Source organism: Roseobacter cerffii, assembly GCF_054226325.1.
Map to the genome: position 1 here is coordinate 148,108 of NZ_CM135757.1, position 15,488 is coordinate 163,595.

Sequence of the window (15,488 nt, forward strand, 5' to 3'; positions counted from 1 at the left end):
TGGGCTTAGCGCCGTCCTTCGCGCAGCCAGGCTGCGGTGAGCAGACCCAGCGACAGGAGCAGCACCAGCCAGCCGGGCAGCAGGTTGGTCTGGCGCACGTCGCGGGTCTCGAAGGCCTCGCGCGGTGTCAGGCCAATCCAGCCGCGCCCCGCCGCAGGCCGACCCGCGCGGACGTTGCGCAGTCGCGGCAGGCCCTCTTCAAGACGCACGGCCCCGCCGCGCAGGGTGGCGATGACCGGGTCGAGCACCTCGGTGGTGGCGATGGTCTGCTCGAATTCGCGCGGAGCAGCGGGGCCGAGGCCAATCACTGCCGATTGATCGCCATTGGCAAGGCGGTAGAGACCAATCTCCGGGCCCTCGAAGGTGGTCTCGAAGACGCCGGGGCTTGTTTCGGTCAACTCAAGTTCGGTGGTGTTGCCCGAGGGGTCGGTGATGGTCACCGGAGGTACGTCGTCCGATAGCGTGCGGCGTTTGATCCGCATGGTCTGGCCGGTGGCCTCAGCGGTGAGGGATTCCTCTTCCAGCTCGGGCTCTTTCATCATCCAATGAGCGAGGCGACGCAGCAGTTCCAGCTGCGGCCCGCCGCCTTCGTAGCCGCGATTCCAGAGCCAGGCGTGATCGGAGGCCAGCAGCGCCACGCGGCCTTCGCCGACACGGTCGAGTACCAGAAGCGGGCGGTCATCGATGCCGGACATCACAGTGTTGCCGCCCGACTGCGCGAGGTCGATCTGGCGCAGCCATCGGCCCCAATCACCACCGTCCGGCAAGCCCGTCGTTACAGGATGACGCTCGCCGAGATCGGTGACCGTGGGCAGGAAGGGTTGATCGAGCACGCGGGCGGTGGGCGAGGCGGGCAGGACCGCGCCCAGGGGCGAGCGATAGAGGCTGTCGGCGCTTGCAAAATCTGCACCCGCCGCGACCAGCACGGCGCCGCCCTCGCGGATGTAGTTGGCCACATTGTCGAGATAGAGCGCAGGCAGGATGCCGCGGCGCTTGTACCGGTCGAAGATGATCAGATCGAAGTCATCGATCCGTTCGAGAAACAGCTCGCGCGTCGGGAAGGCGATGAGGCTCAGTTCGCTGACCGGAACACCGTCCTGCTTTTCCGGCGGGCGCAAGATGGTGAAATGGACAAGGTCTACAGAGCTGTCGGATTTGAGCAGGTTACGCCAGGTGCGGCCCCCCGGATGCGGCTCGCCCGAGACCAGCAGCACGCGCAACCGGTCGCGCACGCCGTTCATCTGGATGAGCGCGGTGTTGTTGCGGTCGGTCAGCTCGCCCTCGGCTTCCGGCACGGTGAACTGGATCACGTTGCGCCCACCATGCGGCAGGGTGATGGGCAGCTCGATATCCTCGCCGATCGGCACCTGGAAGCTCTGCGGGTTCTCGCCATCGACCGAAATCTCCAGCGGCGCGAGGCCCGAGCCTTCCGGTGCAGCCCCCATATCCTCGACGCGCAGGGTCAGCGTAACCGGCTCGTCGATGATGGCAAAGGCGGGGGCGTTGCGGATCTCGAGGCGGCGGTCCCAGTCATCTTCCTTGCCGGTCATCAGCAGGTGCATGGGTGCGGGCAGATCCATGGGCAGATCGGCGTCATGCACCTGCCCGTCGCTGATCGCGAGAACGCCGGCGATGCGGGCGCGTGGCTCTTCCGCCAAAGCGGCGGAGAGTGCGGTCATCAGCTGTGTGCCTGCGTCGCCGTCGCCGTCGGGCACAGTGATGCGGCGCACCTCGGTGTTCGGCCGGGCGGCGATGGAGGTGGCGAGCGCATCGGCGGCGGAGGTGGATTGTTCAGGTCGATCCGACAGCTGCTGGCTCGCGCTTTCATCCTCGAGCAGCATCACGATATCGGTGAGCGGCGCGCGGTCCTCCTGCTGGTAGGATGGCCCGGTCAGGGCCGCGATGACGACCAGCGCCGCAAGCGCGCGCAGGGCCCAGCCGTTCAGCCCGCGGACCACGGCGAGCATCACGCTGATCGCAGCGATGACCGCGACCGTGATCAGCAGCGGCCATGGGATCAGCGGATCGAAGATGACGCTCCCGGTCATTGGCCCAACCTATCGAGCAATGCTGGCACATGCACCTGGTCGGATTTATAGTTGCCGGTGAGCACATGCATGATGAGGTTCACGCCGAAGCGGAAGGCCAGCTCGCGCTGCCGCTCGCCCGAGAAGCCGCGGCCAATAGGCACAAGTGGCGCGCCGTTGGTGCTGATCGCCCAGGCCGCGGCCCAGTCGTTGCCGCCGATGACCACCGGGGTCACGCCGTCGTTGAGGTTGCGGAACGGCATGCCTTCGACCTGCTCGGCATCGGGCGGTGCGGCTTCGACCCAGACGTCGCGGCTGCTGTGGCGTCCGGGAAAATCCTGCAGCAGGTAGAAGGTGCGGGTCAGCACGTGATCGGCGGGCAGTGGTTCCAGCGGTGGGATGTCGAGCGGGGCGGCCAAATCCTGCAGCTTGCGCCCGTTGGGGCTGGCATTGCCGAAGCGCGCCACATCCGCGTCACGGGTGTCAAAGAGGATCAGCCCGCCGGAGCGCAGATAGGCGTTGAGTTTGGCGTAAGCCTCGGAAGACGGGCGTGGCTGATCGGGCGTGATCGGCCAATAGAGCACCGGGAAGAAGGCCAACTCGTCCACTTCCAGATCGACACCGACGGGGGCGGCGGGCTCGACCGAGGTGCGGAAGAACAGAGTCTCCGAGAGCCCGCGCAACCCGGCGTCGGACATGTCATCAACGTTGCGGTTGCCGGTGAGCACGTAGGCGAGCACCACCTCGGCCGTGGCGTTGAGTGCAAAGGCATCCTCGTCAGCGGTTTGTGCCTGCACGCCCTGCGGCAGGCCGAGCGGTAGCAGGGCCAGAACTGCGACGGCCGCGACGCGGTTGACCTTGCCGAGAAGGCGACCGGAGAGCGCGAGAGAAGCGACAACATCCGCGAGCAGAAGCAGGATCGCGAGGCTCAGCAGCCAGCCAGCGACCGGTTGCTCTGGCGGCACGGCGAAACCTTTCACCGGGATGCGATCGGGCCATGTGACCGGCGTCAGCGTGTCTTCGGCCTCGATCACGTTGCGCGCGAGGCGTCGGTCGCCGGAGGCGTAGATGCCGGGTTGCATATCGGGACCCGGCGGCGCGGTCAGCAGATCGGCTCCGGGTACACCCGGCAGCGTGCCTGCGTCACGCAGGGTGCCAAAGCCGTCCATCACCTGTTCGGGCGTCCAGGTGGTGCCCTCGAGCTGGCCCGCGTCGGGGCGGGAGGCGGAACTGGAGATCGCCAGACGTTCCAGCATCTGCACGAAGAGGCCGGAGAGTGGCAGCGTCGACCAATCGGCGGTGGCAGTGACGTGGAAGAGAACAATCTGCCCCTGCTCGCGCGCCTTGCGGGTGACGAGGGGGGTGCCATCGGTCAGCTCGGCAATGACCCGCTCGGCAAGTGTTGGATCAGGTTGCGCCATGACCTGGCTCGTCACCTGCACGTCGGGTGGGATTTGCAGACCGAAGAAGGGGGAGTTCTCGCGGAAGGGTGCCAGTGCCTTGGGTTGGCCCCAGCTCATCGCACCGCCCACCGTGCGCCCGCCCGAACGCAGGCGCACCGGCATCATCGGGTCTTCATCGGCCCGGCTGACATCGCTGGCCGCCACGCGTGGCCCAGCAAACCGCACCAGCATGCCGCCCTCGTCGATCCAGGCGCCCAGGCCCTCTTCCTCGGCCGGGGAGAGGGTGGCCACATCGGCGAGCACGATCACATCGGGGTTTGCGGGTAGGATTTCATCCAGAGCACCGCGGATCAGGTCGGCATTGGGGGCCAGCGCCTGTTCGATGTAGTGCAGCGGTGAGAGCAGCTCGAGGCCTTCCCGGCTTTCGCGTCCGGCGATCAGGGCGACTTCGCGGCGGCGCAACCCATCGTCGGCGAGCGTAGTGCTGCCTGCGGAGCGCTGGCCTTGCAGGTCAAACCGGGTGATCCGGGCGCGCAGCTCAGAGGGCAGAGACAGCGCGGTGCTGGCGCTGGTCTCACCTGTGGCGAAGGTCGCCGTGGCGGTGGCAAGAATGGTGGCATTGCCTGCGGGGTCGCGGCCCTGGGCCTGTACGGTCACCTCCCGCTCCGGGCCAGCGGCAGCGCGGATCGCCGTCAGCTGCACTGCGCCATCCTCAAAACCCGCTGGTGTCATGGCGAGCACATTGGCCGCAGTCTGATAGACTTCGACCGCGCCTTTGGTCTCAAACGTGGTCAGGGCGGCGTCGCGCCCGGGATAGTCCAGACCATCGCTGAACCACAGCGTGTCAAAATCCGGCGTGTCGGCCAGGAAGGAAAGCGCCAGCGTCGTATTGGCCTGATCGGGCTGCCACGGGGCGGGTTGGAAGCCCGGCAGACGGCTGCGCCAGGCGTCGGCGGTCTGGAACACAGGCGGTTGCGGGCGGGCGAGATCGAGGAAGGCGACCGTGCGTCCCGCACGGCTCGCGCGCGTCAGCTGGGCGGCAATGGCGTCTTCCTGCTCGGCCCAGCGGGTGGCCCCGGCCCAGCTGCCGTCGAGCACGATCAGCAGCGGGCCGCTGCCCTGCGCCTGATCTTCGTTCGGATTCAGAACCGGACCCGCGAGCCCGAGGATAATCGCGGCGGCGGCCAGCATCCGCAACAGAAGGAGCCACCACGGCGTGCGGTCCGAGACAGTTTCGTCATCCTTGAGGCCGAGCAGGAGCGCCACGCCCGGGAAGCGCCGCCGCATCGGCGCGGGCGGCACCGCACGCAGGATAATCCAGAGGATCGGCAGCGCCAGCAGGGCCAGCAGAAGCCAGGGCGCGGTGAAGCCGATGCCGCCGAGAACCGTCATCTGGTCCCCCCGGTGTCGAGGGCGCGGTAGAGCCAGAGCAACGCAGACTGGGCAGAGTGATCGGTATGGTGCACCCCGTATTGCCAGCTGGTCAGCGCGCAGAGGTTTTGCAGCTCTTCCTTGCGGGCGGCGAGGCGGTCGAGATAGCGGTCCTTGAGGTCGTTGGCCTTGAGCGTCTCGTGCACAAGACTGCCACCGACGCTTTCAAAGATGGTGCGGCCGCGGAACGGAAAGGACTCCTCCGAGGGGTCGAGCACATGCAGCAATACACCGCGCACGCCCCGGTCGGCAGCCTTGGTGAGCGCGAGTTTCACCTCCTCCACATCGCCCATGAAGTCGGAGATGAACAACGCGCGCGCCGACGGGATCATGGCGCGGTGCTCGGGCGGGGCGTAGTCCTCGGTGGCATCGGTTGTAAAGGCTTCGGCCAGTCGCAGGATCTGTGTGTTGCCACGGCGCGGCGGCAGCGTGGTGCCGGTAAGGCCCACACGTTCGCCCCCGCGCACCAGCAGAATGGCGCAGGCGAGGCCGAGGAGCCGTGCCCGGTCGGCTTTCAGAGGCAGATCATCGGTGCTCGAAAACCGCATCGAGGCGCCTTGGTCAATCCAGAGCATCACGGATTGGGCAATCTGCCACTCACGCTCCCGGACGAACTCCTGATCACCGCGCGCGGAGCGCCGGTGGTCGATCAGGCGGCGACTGTCGCCGCTCTGGGCAGGGCGGTATTGCCAGAAATCGTCCCCCATGCCGGCGCGGCGCCGTCCGTGATCGCCAAGCAGTACGGCCCCGGCCAGATGCTCCGCGCGCGCCAGAAGGGCCGGCAGGGTTGCGGCCCGCGCCTCTGCTGCAGCGCGCAGCGCAGTGGGTTGGGCTGCATAGGGGTGGGATGCGGAAGCGGTCACGCGGCTGCTTTTACTCCGGCAAGGTCGGCGGCGGTGCTGTCGATCAGATCGGCGAGGCTGTCACCGCGGGCGCGGGCTGCGAAGTTGAGTGCCATCCGGTGGCTGAGCACGGGGCGTGCCATATCGAGCACATCCTCTGCAGACGGTGCCAGCCGCCCGTGCAGCAGCGCGCGGGCGCGAACGGTCAACATCAGCGCCTGTGCGGCGCGCGGGCCGGGACCCCAGGCGACCGTATCACGCACCTGTTGCGATGCGCCTTCTTCCTCTGGGCGGAAGGCGCGGACCAGGTCGAGGATCATCTCGACCACGCTCTCGCCCACTGGCATCCGGCGCAGCAGCTGTTGTGCCTCGAGAAGCTGTGCGGCGGTGAAGACCTCCGTCGAGGCTTCCTCGCTGTCGCCCGTCGTGGCCAGCAGGATATCGCGCTCGGTGTCGCGGTCGGGATAGGCCACGTCGATCTGCACGAGGAAACGGTCGAGCTGCGCTTCGGGCAGGGGGTAGGTGCCCTCTTGCTCAATCGGGTTTTGCGTGGCGAGAACATGGAACGGCACACCCAAGGTGCGGTTTTCGCCCGCAACAGTGACGGTTTTCTCCTGCATTGCCTGCAGAAGCGCCGATTGTGTCCGCGGGGAAGCGCGGTTGATCTCATCGGCCATGAGCAACTGGCAGAAGATCGGCCCTTGGATGAAGCGGAAGGCGCGGGTGCCGTCGGCAGCGGTGTCGAGCACCTCGGAGCCGAGTATATCGGCTGGCATCAGGTCAGGCGTGAACTGCACGCGGTTGCCATGCAGGCCCATGACGGTTGAAAGGGTTTCAACCAGCCGCGTTTTGCCCAGACCGGGCAGACCGATGAGCAGACCGTGGCCACCGCAGAGCAGAGCCGCCAGAGTGAGTTCCACCACGCGTTCCTGCCCAATGAAGCGTTTGGTGATCGACGCCTTCGCCTCGCCCAGCCGCGTACCCAGCGCTTCGATCTCGGCGACCATGTCTTCTGCTTCACTCATGACATCCTACTCCGGTAGCTTATATGCATGGTGTAACCTATCGCGCCTAAGGGAAATGGCAAAAGCAATGAGTGGACAAAAAACCGTGACACCGTCGGCAGAAAGTCTTGCGGCGTCGTTAACTGCCGCAAAAACGCGCGGATTGCCGCCCGTGCATCTCTGGAACCCGCCATTTTGCGGCGATCTGGACATGCGGATCGCGCGGGATGGGACATGGTTTTACCAGGGCACGCCGATCGGGCGACCCGGTCTGGTCAAGCTGTTCTCGTCGATTCTCAAGAAAGAGGGCGAGAAATACTTCCTGGTGACCCCGGTCGAGAAGGTGGGGATCACAGTGGATGACGCGCCCTTCGTTGCGGTGGATTTCGAGGCGACGGGCGAGGGCGCCGATCAGGTGCTGACCTTCGTGACGCAGGTCGACGACAAGGTCGTGGCAAGTGCTGATCTGCCGATCCGCGTGGTGCGGGATGCCGAGACCGGTGAGCCTTCTCCTTACGTGCGCGTGCGTGCCGAACTGGACGCGCTGATCGACCGGAAAAGCTTCTATCGGCTGGTCGATATCGGCGCGCACCACGACGATTGGTTCGGGGTGTGGTCGAAAGGCACCTTCTTCCCGATTATTCCAAGCGCCGACCTGCTCTGACGCGAAACCGGTTTGCGGTGTCTTGCGGTGCGCCCTAACGTGCCGCCGACCGAAGACCGCAGCCGGACCTCTACATGAAATTTGCCGCCAACTTGAGTGCTCTTTGGCCGGAGCTGCCGTATCTTGACAGGTTCGATGCTGCGGCGGAGGCCGGATTTGATGGCGCCGACGTGATGTTTCCTTATGAGATGCCCGCGAAGGAGACGCAGCGCGCGCTGATGCGGGCCGGGCTGCAGATGGTGCGCATCGCTGCCCCGCCGCCGAACTATACCGGCGGAGCACGCGGATTTGCGGCGGTGCCGGAGGTGGCGGATCGGTTCTCTTACGATCTGCGGCGGGCGGTGCGTTATTGCGGGGCGCTGCGGACGCCAGTGCTGCAATTGCTCGCGGGTGCGGCGGGGGGTGACGCAGCGCGCCAGACACTGGTGCAGAACCTCAAGGCTGCGGCAGCGGCGGCCCCTGACGGTCTGCTGATCACGATCAGCCCGGCAAATGCCACCGACCTGCCGGGCTCGTTTCTGAACGGCTATGATCAGGCGGCGGCAATCCTGCAGGAGGTCGGGGCGTCAAATGTTGGATTGCAGTTCGACAGCTATGAGGCCGAAGTGTTGCACGGCGATGCGGTTGAGGTGCTGGAGGCGCATGCCAAGCTGATCCGACATGTGCAAATCTCCGACCCGCCAGACGGCGCCGCCCGACTGGAAGCGTTGGCCACCGGCCTGATGGATATTGCTTACGACGGATGGGTGAGTGTCGGATATGCGCGCGCGGCACCGCCGGAGGAGCACCGAGAGCATCTGCAAAGGCTGCGCAGATAGCGGGCGTTCTGTGCGCGGCGGCACATGGCAATCGGGTCCGCTGGTCCTATAGTCGCGGCGTCCTTGCAGGAGAGCAGTCATGATTCCCGCCCGTTACCAACACGTCCTTTTCGGCTTCATTCTGTCCGGCCTGATGTCGTTCATCGTCTCGGGGATTGCGACGGTGCGGACGGTCGGTTGGATCGACGGGTTCGTGCTGCTCTGGATGACGAACTGGCTGCCCAGCTGGGCGGTGGCCTTCCCCACAGTGCTGGTGGTCGCGCCGATCACCCGGCGGATCGTGGCACGGCTGGTGCGACCGGAGTCGCAGACGCAAGGTTAGTGCGCGACGGCCCAGTTCTCGCCCTGCCCCGCATCGACGCTGAGCTGCACATCGAGCTTCACAACGGGATCACAGGCGGCTTCCATGACATCGCGCGCCGCCCCGATCAGATCGTCTTCCGCGCCTTGCTCCACTTCGAAGAGCAGTTCGTCATGCACCTGCAGCAGCATCTTGGCGGGCAACTTTGCGATGGCATCGGGCATCCGGACCATAGCGCGGCGGATGACGTCGGCGGCGGTGCCCTGAATCGGCGCGTTGATCGCGGCGCGGGCGGCAAAGCCCGCATGCGGACCCTTGGCACCGATGTTGGGCGTGTGGATACGCCGTCCAAAGAGCGTCTGCACATAGCCGTGCTCTTTCGCGAAGGCTTTGGTGTCGTCCATGTAGGTGCGGATGCCCGGGAAGCGTTCGAAATATCGGTTGATGAACTCCTGCGCCTCGCCGCGTGGGATGCGCAGGTTGCGCGCGAGGCCAAAGCCCGAGATGCCGTAGATCACGCCGAAGTTGATCGCCTTGGCGCGGCGGCGGATTTCGGGCGTCATCTCGTCCATGGGCACGTCGAACATCTCGGAGGCGGTCATGGCGTGGATGTCGTCGCCTCGCGTGAAGGCCTCCTTCAGCGCGGGGATGTCGGCGATATGCGCGAGGATGCGCAGCTCGATCTGCGAGTAATCTAGGGCGACAAGTGTCTTGCCGTCTTCTGCCACAAAGGCCTCGCGGATGCGGCGGCCCTCCTCGGTGCGGATCGGGATGTTCTGCAGGTTGGGGTCGGTCGAGGCGAGACGGCCCGTGGAGGCACCGGCAATCGAGTACGATGTGTGCACGCGCCCTGTCTCGTCGTTGATATGGTCCTGCAGCGCGTCGGTATAGGTCGATTTCAGCTTGCTGATCTGGCGCCAGTCGAGCACGCGGGCGGGCAGTTCGTGTTCGGTAGCGAGGTCTTCCAGCACATCCGCGCCGGTAGCATAGGCGCCTGTCTTGCCCTTCTTGCCGCCTTCCAGCCCCATCTCGTCGAACAGGATTTCGCCCAGCTGTTTGGGAGAGCCGACGTTGAAGCTGCGCCCCGCCAACTCATGGATTTCCGCCTCAAGCCCCGCCATGCTCTGGCTGAAAGCGTTGGACATGCGGCTGAGCGTGTCGCGATCGACTTTGATGCCGGTCCGTTCCATCTGCGCCAGCACGGGCACCATCGGGCGTTCGAGCGTCTCATAGACCCGGGTGACCTGGGCGCGGTGCAGCGAGGGCTTGAACTGCTGCCAGAGGCGCAGGGTGATATCGGCATCTTCGGCGGCGTAGGGTACGGCGTCGTCCAGCGGCACCTTGTCGAAGGTGATCGCCGATTTACCAGAGCCTAACAAGGGTTTGATCGGGATCGGTGTGTGGTTGAGGTAGCGCTCGGCAAGCGTGTCCATGCCATGATTGTGCAGGCCGCCGTGCATGGCGTAGGACATCAGCATCGTGTCGTCGATGGGGGCCACGGTGATATCGTGGCGGGCGAAGATCTTCAGGTCGTACTTCATGTTCTGACCGATCTTGAGGATCGAGCGGTCTTCGAGCATGGGTTTCAGCATCTCCAGCGCCTCGTCCACCGCCATCTGGCCGTCGGCCAGATCATCGGAGCCGAAGAGATCATCACTGCTGCTCTTCTTGTGAATGAGCGGCACGTAACAGGCCTGCCCCGGTTCGACGCTGAGCGAGATGCCAACCAGATCGGCGGTCATCTCGTTGAGGCCGGTGGTCTCGGTATCGACAGCCACGTAGCCGCGCTCGTAAATCTGGTCGATCCAGGCCTGCAACTCGTCCGCGGTGCCGATTTTGGAATAGCCCGCACGGTCGAAGGGCACCTCCTCGATTTCCGGCGCTTCGGGCGCGGAGGCGGGGGTGTCGTCGATCTCGGGTGGTTCGACTTCGAGCTGCGTGGCGATGCGCTTGGTAAGGGTGCGGAACTCCATCTCGGCCAGGAACGGCATCAGCTGCTCGGGGTCCGGCGTGCGCACTTCCAGATCGTCGAGGGTGAAATCCAACGGTGTGTTTTCTTCCAGCAGCACCAGTTGGCGCGACAGCCGGATTTGGTCTGCGTGATCGATCAGGGTTTGGCGGCGCTTGGGCTGTTTGATCTCTTCGGCGCGTTCCAGCAGCGCGTCGAGATCACCGTATTCGTTGATCAGAAGGGCCGCCGTCTTGACCCCGATCCCCGGCGCGCCTGGGACATTGTCGACGCTGTCACCGGCAAGCGCTTGCACGTCTACGACGCGGTCCGGATAGACGCCGAATTTCTCAAACACACCGTCGCGGTCGATGCGCTTGTTCTTCATCGCGTCGAGCATTTCGACACCGTCGCCGACCAGCTGCATCAGATCCTTGTCCGAGCTGATGATGGTGCAGCGCCCACCGGCGGCCCGCGCCTGTACCGAGAGCGTGGCGATAATGTCGTCGGCCTCGTAACCTTCCAGCTCCTTGCAGGCGATGTTGAAGGCCTCGGTCGCGCGTCGCGTCAGAGGGATTTGCGGGCGCAGATCCTCGGGCATCGCCTCGCGGTTGGCCTTGTACTGGTCGTAGATCTCGTTGCGGAAGGTGTGGCTGCCCTTGTCGAAGATCACGGCGACATGCGTGGGAGCATCGTCACCCGTGCTCGTCTCCACATAGCGCTGCAGCATGTTGCAGAAGCCTGAAACCGCGCCGATGGGTAGGCCGTCGGACTTTCGGGTGAGTGGCGGCAGCGCGTGATAGGCGCGGAAGATGAAGGCTGATCCGTCGATCAGATGAAGATGATGCCCTTTGCCGAATGCCATGCCCGTCTCCCACGCTGTTGTCTGCCTACATGGCGTGACAGCGCGGCGAAGTCCAGAAAGGCTTCGGTGAGGTGGGTACTACCCGAAGATGGAGTCCATGTTCTGCAGTATCCCGATCAGCAGCATGACACCCGCGATGATCATTACGATGATCAGCAGGACCTGGACGAAGATAGCACAGACGCTCAGTGCCATGCCGTAGCCAGCCACCTGTTTCGGCTCGCGGCGTATGTAGGCTGTGGTGGCCATGAGAATGCCGAGCACACCCGCGGCAGGTGCCGCCACCATCAAGATGCGGTCAACATCCCAAGCGCGTTGCACAACTGTCGTATCTGGCTGTTCCAAACCGAACAATGAGCGCCAGGCGGCGGCACGCATGTTGCCCGCGATCTCGCCCATCGTGGTGCCGATGTCTGGCTGGGGTGCAAAAGGGCCTGCGAACATGACCAGCAAGGCAATAAAAAGACCCAGCCCGCCGAGCGCGATGGCTGCGATGGAGAACGGGATTGGTTGATCAGGGGCCTCGATCTGCACGGCACTGCTCCTTTGCTCGTCGCGGACCTAACCGCTGAAAAGGGCAGAAAAAGGGCGCAGTTCAGGACTTCTCGGCGAAACTCTTGTGGATGTATTTGCAGTCACAGTAGCCACATTCGACCCAACCGGTGTCTTTCGGGATCTGCAGCCAGACACGCGGGTGGCCCAGGGCACCTTCACCGCCATCACAGGCGATGCGGAAACTCTCAACGATCTTGGTTTCGGGCGGCTGCTGCATGGGAGGCGGGTCCTTTGGCTTTGCGCTGCTGTTATGACCAAAGCGCTTGCCAGTCGCAAGCCTCTGCGTGCGCGGCGAGGCTCAGCTGATTGACCGGTTGGGATCACATGCATAGCGTACATACGGGCGGGATAGGTCACTCGAGGAGAGTCGTCATGCTTCAGGTCAGATCACCACGGAAAAAGTTGCGGAGAGATGCGGGTGGCGCCGGGCAATCCCGGGCGGATGCCAGAATGATGCAGCTGCGCGCGCGAGCCGATCAGAGCGGTACCGTCCAATCTTTGCAGCTTTTGCAGCGCAAAGCGGATCAGGCACCGCTGCAGCTCTACGCGAAAACGCGCGCAGACGACGGCGGCTGGTTCATCGGCGTGCCTGCGGCCTGCCATTTGCACGTCGAGATCAGCAAGCCGCATTTCAAATACGGCAACGACAAGGGCAGCCGGATTGACTTCGGAACCAATATGGACCAGCCGCGCTTGCAGCGGGCCTATGAAGAATTGAAAGCGAACTATCAGGGTAAAACCGGCTATGCGGATTGTATTGAGTACCTGGAGGAGTACGGCTGTCGGGATATCCCGCCCAAGACGTTGATCGAACATGGGCTGTCCCAGGGAAGCTATCCGCCACGGTTGAACACCGGCACGAAATTCGTCGGTGAGAATGGCACGCTGCATACGCATTGACGGACGGTGGTGAAACGGGTTCACCCGCGCTCCGACAGCCGTTAGAAGGAGGCGAACCGCCAAAACCGGAAGCCAGTATTCATGTCTGCGAAGAAGCCCGTTGTCCTTTGTATCCTCGACGGATGGGGGATCAGTGACCGCCGCGAGGGCAATGCACCGCTGCTGGCTGAGACACCCACGATGGACCGGATCATGGCGACCTGTCCAAATGCGACACTGACGACATTTGGCCCGGATGTGGGCCTGCCGAAAGGGCAGATGGGCAATTCCGAGGTGGGCCATACGAACATCGGCGCTGGCCGCGTGGTGGCGATGGACCTCGGCCAGATCGATCTGGCGATCGAAGAGGGGACCTTTGCAGAAAACACGCGGCTGAAAGCCTTCATCACGCGGCTGCATGGCACGGGTGGCACGGCGCATCTGATTGGCGTGGTGTCGGATGGTGGAGTGCACGGGCATCTCACCCATATGATCGCGGCGGCCAAGGCGCTCAATGCGGCGAACGTGCCGGTTGTCATTCATGCGCTGACAGACGGGCGGGACGTGGGGCCGAAGACGGCGCAGGGCTATTTTGAGACACTTCAGGAGGCGCTGCCGGATCGCGCGACAATCGCGACGGTCACGGGCCGCTACTATGCGATGGACCGTGACAACCGTTGGGATCGGGTGTCGAAGGCCTATGCCGCCATCGTCAAGGGCGAGGGGACCAGCGCGGCGGATGCGGAAACCGCTGTCGCCGAGGCCTATGCCCGCGATGAAACGGATGAGTTCATCCTGCCAACAGTGCTCGAAGGATACACAGGCGCCAAGAACGGCGATGCGGTGTTCTGTCTGAACTTTCGCGCGGACCGGGCACGTGAGATTATGGCGGCGATTGGTGATCCGCAGTTCGATGCTTTTACAACCGGTGACCGGCCCAACTGGGCCGCGCTGATGGGCATGGCGCAGTATTCCGAGGCGCATTCCGAATATATGTCGGTGATGTACCCCAAGCCCGAGATCGTGAACACGCTGGGCGACTGGGTCTCGCAGAAGGGGCTGCGCCAGTTCCGGCTGGCAGAGACGGAGAAGTATCCGCATGTGACCTTCTTCCTGAACGGCGGCGAAGAAGTGTCTTTCGATGGCGAGGACCGGAAAATGCCGAAGTCCCCGGATGTCGCCACCTATGATCTGCAGCCCGAGATGTCGGCGGGTGAGGTGACCGAGGCTTTGGTGAGCGCAATCGAGGCGGGATATGACCTGATTGTCGTGAATTATGCCAACCCGGATATGGTGGGGCATACCGGCGATCTGGGTGCCGCGATCAAGGCCTGTGAGGCGGTTGATCAGGGGCTGGGTGCCGCGCTCGACGCGCTGGAGGCCGTGGGCGGTGCGATGATCGTGACCGCAGATCACGGCAATTGCGATGTGATGATCGACCCCGAGACGGGTGGGCCGCATACGGCGCATACGCTGAACCCCGTGCCGGTTGCGGTGGTGGGCGGCCCAGAGGGTGCTGAGCTGAGTGACGGGCGTCTGGCCGATCTGGCACCGACGGTCCTGCACCTGATGGGGATCGATCCGCCACCAGAGATGACGGGACGGTGCTTGCTGTCATGAAATGGCTCGCGTGGATCATTTTCCTGCTGCTACCCTCTTGGGCTGTTGCGCAGCCGGAAAATGCCGACCGTGCCCGTGCCGCGATGGCCATGTTGCAGGCGGCCTCTGAGCAGCTTGAAGCCGCCGAATCCGCCCGCGACCGGGTGCGCGCGCTGACCCAGACCATTCAGGCCTTCGAGGAAGGGTTGGCCACCTTGCGCAGCGGTTTGCGGCAGGCATCAGTGCGCGAGGCGCAACTGGCCGCACAGCTGCAAGCGCGGAATGAAGAGGTCGCCGCACTGTTGGCGGTGCTGCAACGGATCGGCGCGCAACAGTCTCCCATTGCTTTCCTGCACCCCGCGGGGCCGATGGGTACGGCGCGCTCCGGGATGCTGCTGGCGGAGATGACCCCGGCCTTGAATGCGCGGGCCAGCAACCTGCGGCGTGATCTCGAGGATCTGCAGATCTTGCGCGCCATGCAAACGGATGCGGCGGGTCAATTGACCAAGGGGCTGAACCAGGTACAGGCCGCGCGCACCGCACTGAACCAGGCGATTGCAGAACGCACCGAACTGCCCATGCGGTTCACGCAAGACCCGGTGCGCGAGGCGATCCTGCTTGCCTCTGCCGAAACGCTCGACAGTTTTGCGCGCGGGTTGTCCCGTGTGGCAGTCGATGTGACGGTCCCGGCACCAACAACACTCGCTGGTAACAAGGGCGATCTTCAACTGCCGGTCCAGGGCATCATTCTGCGCGCAGCGGGGGCGGCGGATGCGGCGGGGGTGACACGGCCCGGCATCATCATGGCAACGCGCCCCGAGGCCATTGTCACCAGCCCGGTTGCGGCGACAATCCGCTATACCGGGCCTCTGCTCGATCTCGGACAGGTGGTGATTCTGGAGCCACAGGCCGATGTGCTCTTTATTCTGGCAGGTTTGGACGTTGTTTACGGTACCGCCGGGGAGGTCATTGACGTGGGCGCACCCTTGGGGCTTATGGGGGACGCTGCGGCTGAAAACCGGCGGGAATTGTCAACAGATGGTGATGACACTGGCATCGAGCGGTCAGAAACGCTCTATATAGAAGTAAGACATCAGAACGTGCCCGAGGACCCGAGCCTCTGGTTCCGAACCGATAAGGATGGATAGAGAC

Annotated in this window: 13 protein-coding genes; 6 read left to right on the top strand and 7 right to left on the bottom strand. The window is 64.3% G+C overall.

Going from position 1 to position 15,488, the window contains the following annotated elements; genetic code table 11:
- Nucleotides 1–5 precede the first annotated feature (5 nt).
- Genes ACVC7O_RS00725 through ACVC7O_RS00740 form a run of 4 tightly spaced genes read right to left on the bottom strand, consistent with a single transcriptional unit; the run spans nt 6 to nt 6,728 of the window.
- Nucleotides 6–2,048, bottom strand: a complete 2,043-nt coding sequence (locus ACVC7O_RS00725; protein ID WP_458324191.1) for a hypothetical protein — start codon at nt 2,046–2,048, stop codon at nt 6–8.
- Entirely contained in the window at nt 2,045–4,822 is a 2,778-nt protein-coding gene (locus tag ACVC7O_RS00730) for a DUF4159 domain-containing protein (protein WP_458324192.1), read from the bottom strand. The genes ACVC7O_RS00725 and ACVC7O_RS00730 overlap by 4 nt, the downstream gene beginning before the upstream one ends.
- Complete coding sequence (locus tag ACVC7O_RS00735) at nt 4,819–5,724, bottom strand: DUF58 domain-containing protein (protein WP_458324193.1); 906 nt, start codon at nt 5,722–5,724, stop codon at nt 4,819–4,821. The genes ACVC7O_RS00730 and ACVC7O_RS00735 overlap by 4 nt, the downstream gene beginning before the upstream one ends.
- Nucleotides 5,721–6,728, bottom strand: coding sequence for an AAA family ATPase (locus ACVC7O_RS00740; RefSeq protein ID WP_458324194.1), 1,008 nt, complete (start codon nt 6,726–6,728; stop codon nt 5,721–5,723). Before ACVC7O_RS00740 ends, ACVC7O_RS00735 begins: the two co-directional genes overlap by 4 nt.
- Before the next feature lie 67 nt (nt 6,729–6,795).
- Here ACVC7O_RS00740 and ACVC7O_RS00745 point away from each other — a divergent pair, with 67 nt between their 5' ends.
- From ACVC7O_RS00745 to ACVC7O_RS00755, 3 genes are all read left to right on the top strand, one after another.
- Complete coding sequence (locus ACVC7O_RS00745) at nt 6,796–7,371, top strand: DUF1285 domain-containing protein (RefSeq protein ID WP_458324195.1); 576 nt, start codon at nt 6,796–6,798, stop codon at nt 7,369–7,371.
- Between the two features lie 74 nt (nt 7,372–7,445).
- The gene (locus ACVC7O_RS00750; RefSeq protein ID WP_458324196.1) at nt 7,446–8,189 is read left to right on the top strand and encodes a TIM barrel protein; all 744 of its coding nucleotides are present in this window, start codon (nt 7,446–7,448) and stop codon (nt 8,187–8,189) included.
- A gap of 79 nt (nt 8,190–8,268) precedes the next feature.
- Nucleotides 8,269–8,511: a DUF2798 domain-containing protein gene (locus ACVC7O_RS00755; protein ID WP_458324197.1), complete on the top strand. Its 243-nt coding sequence runs from the start codon at nt 8,269–8,271 to the stop codon at nt 8,509–8,511.
- On the opposite strand, the gene polA is transcribed toward ACVC7O_RS00755, so the two are convergent.
- From polA to ACVC7O_RS00770, 3 genes are all read right to left on the bottom strand, one after another.
- Complete coding sequence (polA, locus tag ACVC7O_RS00760; RefSeq protein ID WP_458324198.1) at nt 8,508–11,303, bottom strand: DNA polymerase I; 2,796 nt, start codon at nt 11,301–11,303, stop codon at nt 8,508–8,510. The two genes, ACVC7O_RS00755 and polA, sit on opposite strands and share 4 nt — an antisense overlap.
- A gap of 78 nt (nt 11,304–11,381) precedes the next feature.
- The gene (locus ACVC7O_RS00765) at nt 11,382–11,837 is read right to left on the bottom strand and encodes a hypothetical protein (protein ID WP_458324199.1); all 456 of its coding nucleotides are present in this window, start codon (nt 11,835–11,837) and stop codon (nt 11,382–11,384) included.
- Nucleotides 11,838–11,898: 61 nt separating this feature from the next.
- Entirely contained in the window at nt 11,899–12,075 is a 177-nt protein-coding gene (locus ACVC7O_RS00770) for a zinc-finger domain-containing protein (RefSeq protein ID WP_458324200.1), read from the bottom strand.
- Between the two features lie 233 nt (nt 12,076–12,308).
- Here ACVC7O_RS00770 and ACVC7O_RS00775 point away from each other — a divergent pair, with 233 nt between their 5' ends.
- From ACVC7O_RS00775 to ACVC7O_RS00785, 3 genes are all read left to right on the top strand, one after another.
- The gene (locus ACVC7O_RS00775) at nt 12,309–12,758 is read left to right on the top strand and encodes a hypothetical protein (protein WP_458324201.1); all 450 of its coding nucleotides are present in this window, start codon (nt 12,309–12,311) and stop codon (nt 12,756–12,758) included.
- A gap of 81 nt (nt 12,759–12,839) precedes the next feature.
- Nucleotides 12,840–14,357 carry a 2,3-bisphosphoglycerate-independent phosphoglycerate mutase gene (gpmI, locus tag ACVC7O_RS00780; protein WP_458324202.1) on the top strand — a complete coding sequence of 506 codons (1,518 nt, stop codon included), beginning with the start codon at nt 12,840–12,842 and terminating at the stop codon, nt 14,355–14,357.
- On the top strand, nt 14,354–15,484 hold the full coding sequence (locus ACVC7O_RS00785) for a murein hydrolase activator EnvC family protein (protein ID WP_458324203.1): 1,131 nt from the start codon (nt 14,354–14,356) through the stop codon (nt 15,482–15,484). The genes gpmI and ACVC7O_RS00785 overlap by 4 nt, the downstream gene beginning before the upstream one ends.
- Nucleotides 15,485–15,488 lie beyond the last annotated feature (4 nt).

What these genes read in the sequence shown, in the direction of transcription:
- polA (WP_458324198.1), bottom strand. Translation starts at nt 11,303, where the DNA reads ATGGCATTCGGCAAAGGGCATCATCTTCATCTGATCGACGGATCAGCC.
- ACVC7O_RS00730 (WP_458324192.1), bottom strand. Translation starts at nt 4,822, where the DNA reads ATGACGGTTCTCGGCGGCATCGGCTTCACCGCGCCCTGGCTTCTGCTG.
- ACVC7O_RS00750 (WP_458324196.1), top strand. Translation starts at nt 7,446, where the DNA reads ATGAAATTTGCCGCCAACTTGAGTGCTCTTTGGCCGGAGCTGCCGTAT.
- gpmI (WP_458324202.1), top strand. Translation starts at nt 12,840, where the DNA reads ATGTCTGCGAAGAAGCCCGTTGTCCTTTGTATCCTCGACGGATGGGGG.
- ACVC7O_RS00745 (WP_458324195.1), top strand. Translation starts at nt 6,796, where the DNA reads ATGAGTGGACAAAAAACCGTGACACCGTCGGCAGAAAGTCTTGCGGCG.
- ACVC7O_RS00740 (WP_458324194.1), bottom strand. Translation starts at nt 6,728, where the DNA reads ATGAGTGAAGCAGAAGACATGGTCGCCGAGATCGAAGCGCTGGGTACG.
- ACVC7O_RS00775 (WP_458324201.1), top strand. Translation starts at nt 12,309, where the DNA reads ATGATGCAGCTGCGCGCGCGAGCCGATCAGAGCGGTACCGTCCAATCT.
- ACVC7O_RS00755 (WP_458324197.1), top strand. Translation starts at nt 8,269, where the DNA reads ATGATTCCCGCCCGTTACCAACACGTCCTTTTCGGCTTCATTCTGTCC.
- ACVC7O_RS00785 (WP_458324203.1), top strand. Translation starts at nt 14,354, where the DNA reads ATGAAATGGCTCGCGTGGATCATTTTCCTGCTGCTACCCTCTTGGGCT.
- ACVC7O_RS00770 (WP_458324200.1), bottom strand. Translation starts at nt 12,075, where the DNA reads ATGCAGCAGCCGCCCGAAACCAAGATCGTTGAGAGTTTCCGCATCGCC.
- ACVC7O_RS00725 (WP_458324191.1), bottom strand. Translation starts at nt 2,048, where the DNA reads ATGACCGGGAGCGTCATCTTCGATCCGCTGATCCCATGGCCGCTGCTG.